Origin of the sequence: Bacteroides intestinalis, from assembly GCF_003464595.1 — a bacterium.
GTDB classification, from domain to species: Bacteria; Bacteroidota; Bacteroidia; order Bacteroidales; family Bacteroidaceae; genus Bacteroides; species Bacteroides intestinalis_A.
Window position 1 is genome coordinate 125,821 of record NZ_QRZF01000017.1, and the last position, 7,993, is coordinate 133,813.

The 7,993-nt window shown below is 42.0% G+C and carries 6 protein-coding genes; 3 read left to right on the forward strand and 3 right to left on the reverse strand.

Annotation, left to right across the window (positions count from 1 at the left end):
* Window positions 1–14 precede the first annotated feature (14 nt).
* Complete coding sequence (gene tamL, locus DWW10_RS19655) at window positions 15–2,318, forward strand: translocation and assembly module lipoprotein TamL (RefSeq protein WP_022391943.1); 2,304 nt, start codon at window positions 15–17, stop codon at window positions 2,316–2,318.
* Between the two features lie 74 nt (window positions 2,319–2,392).
* Here tamL and DWW10_RS19660 read toward each other — a convergent pair whose 3' ends face one another.
* The 3 genes from DWW10_RS19660 to DWW10_RS19670 all read right to left on the reverse strand — a co-directional run bounded on the left by DWW10_RS19660 (window position 2,393) and on the right by DWW10_RS19670 (window position 4,862).
* The gene (locus tag DWW10_RS19660; RefSeq protein WP_007218478.1) at window positions 2,393–2,947 is read right to left on the reverse strand and encodes a DUF3332 domain-containing protein; all 555 of its coding nucleotides are present in this window, start codon (window positions 2,945–2,947) and stop codon (window positions 2,393–2,395) included.
* 139 nt (window positions 2,948–3,086) lie between these two features.
* Window positions 3,087–3,521 (reverse strand): DoxX family protein, encoded by a 435-nt coding sequence (locus DWW10_RS19665; RefSeq protein ID WP_007218479.1) that lies wholly within the window; start codon window positions 3,519–3,521, stop codon window positions 3,087–3,089.
* A 48-nt stretch (window positions 3,522–3,569) separates the two neighbouring features.
* On the reverse strand, window positions 3,570–4,862 hold the full coding sequence (locus DWW10_RS19670; protein WP_022391942.1) for an NAD(P)/FAD-dependent oxidoreductase: 1,293 nt from the start codon (window positions 4,860–4,862) through the stop codon (window positions 3,570–3,572).
* A gap of 181 nt (window positions 4,863–5,043) precedes the next feature.
* Here DWW10_RS19670 and DWW10_RS19675 point away from each other — a divergent pair, with 181 nt between their 5' ends.
* Window positions 5,044–6,231 carry a BamA/TamA family outer membrane protein gene (locus DWW10_RS19675; RefSeq protein ID WP_022391941.1) on the forward strand — a complete coding sequence of 396 codons (1,188 nt, stop codon included), beginning with the start codon at window positions 5,044–5,046 and terminating at the stop codon, window positions 6,229–6,231.
* Window positions 6,218–7,924, forward strand: coding sequence for a phosphoethanolamine transferase family protein (locus DWW10_RS19680; protein ID WP_118422146.1), 1,707 nt, complete (start codon window positions 6,218–6,220; stop codon window positions 7,922–7,924). The genes DWW10_RS19675 and DWW10_RS19680 overlap by 14 nt, the downstream gene beginning before the upstream one ends.
* Window positions 7,925–7,993: the final 69 nt, after the last annotated feature.

Here is a 7,993-nt window from a genome sequence, read left to right on the forward strand (position 1 = left end):
TTATTAATTCTGGTATGAAGAAAGGCTTCCACTACGCACTACTTACTGCTGCCATACTTACATTAGCTTCCTGCTCGACCACCAAATATGTGCCGGATGGTTCATACTTGCTGGATGAAGTGCGCATACATACTGATAATAAAAATGTGAAGCCTTCTAATTTGTCCATATATGTGCGGCAAAATCCGAACTCCAAATGGTTTAGTCTGATTAAAACCCAGCTGTATGTTTACAACTGGTCGGGACGTGATTCTACCCGTTGGGTGAACCGGGCTTTACGCAGGCTGGGAGATGCCCCTGTTATCTATAGTAAGGAAGAAACCGAACGTTCACGGGAGGAAATGACGAAAGCCGTTCAGAATATGGGATACATGGGTGCTACCGTAGAGTACATTCCCAAAATCAAGAAGAAAAAGGTAAAACTGGCTTATAAAGTAAACACCGGAGAGCCGTATATTGTCCGTAGCCTGAAATATGATGTTCAGGATGAAAAGATCCGGGAGTATATGCAGAAAGATTCTGCATCGACCTATTTATCCGAAGGTATGTACTTCAATGCCAACATACTGGACAGTGAACGCCAACGGATCACGGGTAACCTGCTTCGCAACGGTTATTATAAATTCAATAAAGATTATATTTCTTATACGGCGGATACGGTACGTGGCACTTATCAGGTGGATCTGACCTTGCATCTGGCACGATACAGACAGCATTCCGGTGCTGAATTGCAGGATCATCCACAGTATACGATTAATAAAGTGAATTTCATTGCGGACTATGACGTCCTGCAATCTTCAGCTCTCAGTAGTGTGGAAATCAATGATTCGATACACTATAAAGGGGTTCCCATATATTATAAAGATAAATTATACCTGCGTCCTAAAGTTTTGACTGATAATCTGCGGATAACTCCGGGAGATTTTTACAACGAACAGGATGTGCAGCGCACTTACTCCAACTTCGGACGTCTGCCGGTATTGAAATATACCAATGTACGTTTCTTCGAAACACAGGTAAGTGATAGCGCAAAGCTGAATGCCTATGTTATGCTGACGAAGAACAAACATCAGTCTGTATCTTTCGAACTGGAGGGAACAAACTCTGCGGGTGATTTGGGTGCCGCGGCATCTGTATCTTTTCAGAATCGCAATGTATTCAGAGGTTCCGAAACTTTCTTGGTTAAGCTTCGCGGAGCTTACGAAGCTGTTTCCGGTTTAGGGTATAAGAATGACAACTATACGGAACTCGGTGTGGAAACCAGTATAAACTTTCCCCGCTTCATGTTTCCGTTCATATCCAATGACTTCAAGCGGAGGATAAGGGCAACCACAGAATTCGGACTGCAATATAATTATCAGATGCGTCCCGAGTTTACACGCATCGTTGCATCCGGTTCATGGAGTTATAAATGGGGGTTGCAGCGACAGCGTTCGCAGCATCGTATAGACTTGCTGGACATCAACTATTTGTATATGCCGTGGATAGAACCCGAGTTTAAAAATAATTTCCTGAACGATGAGAAGAACTATCTGCTAGAGTATAACTATAAAGACCGTTTGATTGTCCGTACCGGATACAGCTATATCTATAACAGCGCAGGACAAGCATTGATGAACAATGCAGTGATTGGTAATTCTTATAGTATACGTTTCAACTTTGAGTCTGCGGGAAATCTCCTGTATGTGCTTTCTAAAATGAGCAATTTAAAGAAGAATGATCAGGACGAATACACTATCTTGAATATTCCGTATGCACAATATATAAAAGGTGACCTGGACTTTGCCAAAAATATCGTCATCGATAACCGTAACTCCATTGCATTTCATATTGGGGGAGGTATTGCTATTCCTTATGGCAACGCACGGATGATTCCTTTCGAGAAACGTTATTTCTCGGGTGGAGCAAACAGTGTACGCGGATGGTCGGTACGTAGTCTCGGTCCCGGTACCTTCTCCGATGAAAAAGGTAACTTCATGAACCAGTCGGGTGACATCAAGCTGGATGCCAGTATAGAATACCGCACACGTTTATTCTGGAAGTTCAGAGGTGCTTTGTTTGTAGATGCGGGAAATATTTGGACGATTCGCGAATATCAGGATCAGCCGGGGGGTAAATTCAAGTTCGACCAGTTCTATAAGCAAATAGCCGTAGCTTACGGTGTGGGATTACGTCTGGATCTGGATTTCTTTGTACTTCGCTTTGATGGTGGTATGAAGGCCATTAACCCTGAAAAGGGAAAGGATCGTTATCCCATTCTGCGTCCTGACTTCGGACGTGACTTTGCTTTCCACTTTGCAGTAGGTTACCCATTCTAAAAAATCGGGAGGGGCATAAAAAGCAACGGGCGAATGATTGCTCATCCGCCCGCATATTCAAATTCTTTTCTTAATTAGCGTGCAGCGTAATAAGTGTTGATCATCGTTGCCTGACGAGCAGCAGCTACGCCTTGTGCATCCAATGTCACATTCATTGCTTCACCATTCGGCAGATACATCTGTGCAGTACCATCACCGTTCATTTGCAGCAATTCAGTGCTAACACCTTCTGCAACAACATTCCAAGTGTTCAATTCTTTGTCGTAAACCAGCTCCATAGCAGTGGTTTCACCTTCTTTTGTGATAGAGTAACCGTTCTCCAATGTTTTTACGAGATAGTTTCCGTTTTCACCTTTTACTTTCTTCACATCACCCACGTTAGCCATCGGATTGGAACCGCTCCAGAATTCAATGGAGTTGATTACCAACGCATCTGCCAGATAACAAACAGGATATACGGGGATAATGTTGCAAGCCAGATAAACAAGCTCATTAACAAACTTTGTACCGATACTTTGGTTCCAATTTACCAATTTACTGTGCAGGCCGAAAGAACCGATACAAGAACTGAAAAGAAATGCGCCACAAATCATCACGGTTGCAGCCAAATTCAAATTACTCTTTTTCATAATTACTTTCTTTTGTTTTACTGAGTTTATTGATTTAACTCTTTGCTCTTTTTCTTCGGGCAAATATAAGTGCTTTTTGTGAAAAATACACTTAAATAAGAGACAAAAACAATTTTTCAGTTAAACAGCCCCAGTAAAATTAAGGCTTTTTGGGAGTCAAAGCCTTACCCAGCCAGTGGTCTACAGCAAACTTTCCAGGACCGATAATATACATCAGTACGTATACCACCAGATATATGAAAGCCAGTTCTTTGACCGCAAACGGATCGTTTCCGTGAATGACAAAGAATGCCATCCCCATTGTAAATATCATCGGCAGCATAGCCAGACGGTAAAGGAAACCAATGATAAATGCCATAGAACAAGCCAATTCACCGAATATGGCTAATCCCAGGGAAAGAGGACTGCCCACACCCAGCGGATCGGGAAATACAGCGGATAACTCCTGATAATTGGACCACTTCTCGATACCATGGTTCATTAGTAACACACCAAATATAATTCTCACTATTAATAATATAGCAGACGTTGCTGCTCCATCCGGTTTAGACGGGAATAAAAATTTGTAAAGCATAGTCGTTCGTTTTAAACATTTATATTTAATATAACGAAAAATAGGGCATTATGGTTTATCTCTACGCAAAGGTTTTATAATTACCCGCAAAGAAGGATCGTATGTAAAGTAACTCCACATCCAGTCTACAAAGATAAACAGACGGTTCTTTACACCGACAATACTCATTAAGTGAATGAATAGCCATACTGCCCACGCGGGAAAACCACCGAAACGAAGTTTTTTCAGTTCCACCACTGCGTGATTGCGTCCTATGGTAGCCATGGAACCTTTGTTGTGATAAACAAAAGGTTGCATTTCAAGCCCCCGTTCCTTTCTATCCAGATTCTGGATCAGATTACGGGCTTGCTGAATGGCTGGTTGAACTACTTGTGGATGTCCCTTCGGGTATTCCTTGGAAATCATAAGTGCAGTATCACCGATAGCAAAAATATTGTTATAACCCTGAACACAGTTGTAGAGATCAACAAGAAGGCGGTTACCGGGACCATAGGCTTCTTTTGCAAGTCCCTCTATGCTGTTGGCGCGTACACCTGCAACCCAAAAGACATTCATCGTTTCCAAGGTACTGTTATCACTCAGAGTCATCGTTCCATTCTCATAATTCGTAACCTGCACACTGGTTATAATCTCCACTTCACGTTTTAATAAGTAATTTGCCACTTCTTCCGAAGATTTTTCAGAGAAAGCGGAGAGCAGACGGGGAGCACCATCCACAAGAACAATGCGCATCAGGTTCATATCAAGATCGGGATAGTCTTGCGGAAGCACAAATTTTTTCATTTCCGCCAATGCACCGGAAAGTTCTATACCCGTAGCACCGCCACCTACGATGACAAATGTCATGAGGCGTTTCCTTGTCTCCAGATTGCTGGTATTCTGTGCTTTTTCAAAACTTTCCAGTATCTGGTTGCGATTAAACAAAGCTTCCGCAGTGTTCTTCAGGGCCATTGTCCGTTGAGACAGCCCATCATTACCAAAATAGTTGGTACGACATCCGGTAGAGACAACCAGATAATCGTATGAAAGAGCTCCGATGGAAGTCTCCAGAATATTATCTTCGGGAATTACCCGCTGCGCCTCACAAATACGTATATGGAAATGTTTTCTCTTTTTAAATATCTTGCGGTAAGGAAAAGAAATTGCACTCGGTTCAATACCGGCGGTTGCTACCTGATAGAGTAGGGGTTGGAAAATATGATGATTATTCTTGTCCAATAACACTATCTGGAATTTATCACTTCTCAATTTGCGTGCCAACTTCAATCCACCGAAGCCACCACCCACAATCACAAGACGTTTTCGTCCCTCTTTATCGGGAATATCCATTTTTGTTTTCATAATGAAGTTCGTTATTCGTTCTAAAAGAATAACGTTAAAATGGGAATAAAGTTCTGAAATTCTTATTTCTTCATCCTTTTTTCTTAAAGGAAGAAGTTTGAACAAAATACTACAGATTATTGTTATCATATGATTAAAAATAAAACTAAATTTGCCGACGTAGTTTTCTGCAGGTATAATCATGGACGCTAAACTAACGAAATGGACATTACCGGTACTGTTATTGATAATAGCCACCGATATATGGGCACAAGGCCCCACAGGAACAGATGTTTCAGTCGAATCTTCTGTATCCGTAACTGACACTTTACCACAAAAGAAAAGTTTCTTCAAGAAATTCCTGGACTATTTTAATGATGCCAATAAAGAGAAAAAAAACAAGAAGTTTGACTTCAGCGTTATCGGAGGGCCTCATTATTCCAGTGACACCAAGTTTGGTATCGGCCTTGTAGCCGCCGGATTATATCGTACAGACCTGAATGATACTATCCTTCCGCCATCTAATGTATCTTTATACGGTGATGTATCTACGGTAGGTTTCTATTTGTTGGGGGTACGTGGAAATCATCTCTTTCCACAAGACAAATACCGTCTGAATTACAATCTTTATTTCTATTCGTTTCCTAGCTTGTATTGGGGAAAAGGATATGAAAACGGTTCTAATGACGATAATGAAAGTGATTATGACCGTTTCCAGGCACAAGTAAAGGTAGACTTCATGACTCGTATAGCGCAGAACTTCTATATCGGTCCGATGGCTGTCTTTGATTATGTCTACGGTCACGATTTTGAAAAGCCCGAACTGTGGGAAGGAATGAAAGCACGGACTACCAATATAAGCCTCGGATTCTCATTACTCTATGATTCACGGGATTTCCTCACAAATGCCTATAGTGGTTATTACCTGAGAATAGACCAACGGTTCAGTCCCGCATTCCTCGGTAATAAATATGCTTTCAGCAGCACAGAGCTGACTACCAGCTATTATCATCCTGTATGGAAAGGGGGAGTATTGGCTGGACAATTCCATACGTTGCTGAATTACGGTAATCCGCCTTGGGGATTGATGGCAACATTGGGAAGTTCTTATTCCATGCGTGGCTATTACGAAGGGCGTTACCGTGATAAATGTGCCATGGATGCACAGATAGAACTTCGTCAGCACGTCTGGAGACGAAATGGCGTAGCCGTATGGGCAGGAGCGGGAACCGTATTTCCTAAATTCTCCGGCTTCGAAGTTAAACATATCCTCCCTAATTATGGTTTTGGTTATCGGTGGGAGTTCAAAAAGAGAGTAAACGTAAGGTTAGATTTAGGGTTTGGAAAAGGCCAGACCGGATTTATATTCAACATCAATGAAGCTTTTTAAAAACATAAAGAAATGGTTGGAAAATCAGGAGCATTTGTTCTATCTATTCCTGTTGATCCTGATAGTACCCAATGTCATCCTCTGTTTTACAGAGCCGATGCCTGTGGTGGCAAAAGTGTGCAATGTACTGTTGCCATTTGCTTTCTATTATCTATTAATGACTTTGTCGAGAAACTGTGGAAAGATGTTCTGGATCCTTTTCCTATTCATCTTCTTCGGAGCTTTCCAGATAGTACTGCTTTATCTCTTCGGACAGTCCATTATTGCTGTGGATATGTTTCTGAACCTGGTAACCACTAATTCGAGTGAAGCTATGGAGTTGCTGGATAATCTTGTTCCGGCATTAGTGAGTGTGATTATCCTTTATATACCGGCATTGATTCTGGCTGCAATCTCCATTATAAAGAAACGGAAATTATCTCCGGAATTTATCCGTCGGGAACGGAAAAAAGCATGGATTGCCTTGCTCATCGGTTTTATTTCACTGGGCGCCGCTTATGGACTGGATAAACGTTATGAGCTGAAGTCGGATTTGTATCCGGCCAACGTGTGTTACAATGTAGCACTCGCATTCCAGCGTAATGCCCAAACAAGGACGTATCACCGCACATCAGAGAACTTTACCTTTAACGCCCAGCCTTCCCATCCGGAAGACAGGCGCGAAATTTATATTATGGTAGTGGGCGAGACATCCCGCGCCCTGAACTGGAGTCTTTACGACTATGATCGGGATACGAACCCTGAGCTTTCTAAAATAGAAGGAGTGACCTCTTTCTGCCATGTTCTGACGGAATCGAATACTACGCACAAGAGTGTACCAATGCTGCTTTCTCCTGTTTCTGCACAGAATTTCGATTCCATTTATTATCGGAAAAGCATCATTACCGCTTTCAAAGAAGCTGGTTTCCAGACAGCTTTCTTCTCAAACCAGCGATATAACCATTCTTTCATCGACTTCTTCGGAATGGAAGCGAATACCTATGATTTTATCAAGGAAGATTCCCAGGATTCGCAATATAACCCTTCAGATGACGACCTGTTAATGTTGGTAGAAAAAGAACTTGAGAAAGGAAATCGGAAACAGTTTATTGTATTGCATACCTATGGATCTCACTTCAATTACCGGGAACGTTATCCGGAAGCTGCTGCTTTCTTCTTACCGGATTTCCCCGTAGATGCAGAAGTGAAATACAAAGATAACCTGATGAATGCCTATGACAATTCCATTCGGTATACGGATAATTTCCTGGCACGTATCATCCACCTATTGGAGGAGCAGCAAGTAGATGCCAGTATGCTTTACACGTCCGATCATGGGGAAGATATCTTCGACGATGGCCGACACCTTTTTCTTCATGCATCCCCCGTTCCGTCCTACTATCAGCTACACGTACCTTTCCTGCTGTGGACATCCGACAGTTATAGGGAAGAGTATCCCGGGATAGAGAAAGCTGCTTCTATGAACCGGCAGAAAAATATATCTTCCAGCATTTCTTTTTTCCAGACCATGATGGAACTGGCCGGAATAGAAACTCCGTATCGCAATGACAGTCTATCTGTCACCAGCCCTCTCTATACAGAGAAATCGAGGGTTTATCTGAACGATCATAATGAACCGCGTCCACTGGATGATATAGGAATGAGAAAAGAAGACTTTGAGATGCTGAAAAAAAGAGGTATAGACGCGCAATAATACTATAAATAAAATATGAAGGTGAATTCTAAGTCCTCTCCAAGCAATATCTATAAAATCTTACCCAAG

Excerpts from the sequence above, each read along its gene's own strand:
- DWW10_RS19680 (WP_118422146.1), top strand. The coding sequence starts at position 6,218 with ATGAAGCTTTTTAAAAACATAAAGAAATGGTTGGAAAATCAGGAGCAT.
- DWW10_RS19670 (WP_022391942.1), bottom strand. The coding sequence starts at position 4,862 with ATGAAAACAAAAATGGATATTCCCGATAAAGAGGGACGAAAACGTCTT.
- DWW10_RS19675 (WP_022391941.1), top strand. The coding sequence starts at position 5,044 with ATGGACGCTAAACTAACGAAATGGACATTACCGGTACTGTTATTGATA.
- DWW10_RS19660 (WP_007218478.1), bottom strand. The coding sequence starts at position 2,947 with ATGAAAAAGAGTAATTTGAATTTGGCTGCAACCGTGATGATTTGTGGC.
- DWW10_RS19665 (WP_007218479.1), bottom strand. The coding sequence starts at position 3,521 with ATGCTTTACAAATTTTTATTCCCGTCTAAACCGGATGGAGCAGCAACG.
- tamL (WP_022391943.1), top strand. The coding sequence starts at position 15 with ATGAAGAAAGGCTTCCACTACGCACTACTTACTGCTGCCATACTTACA.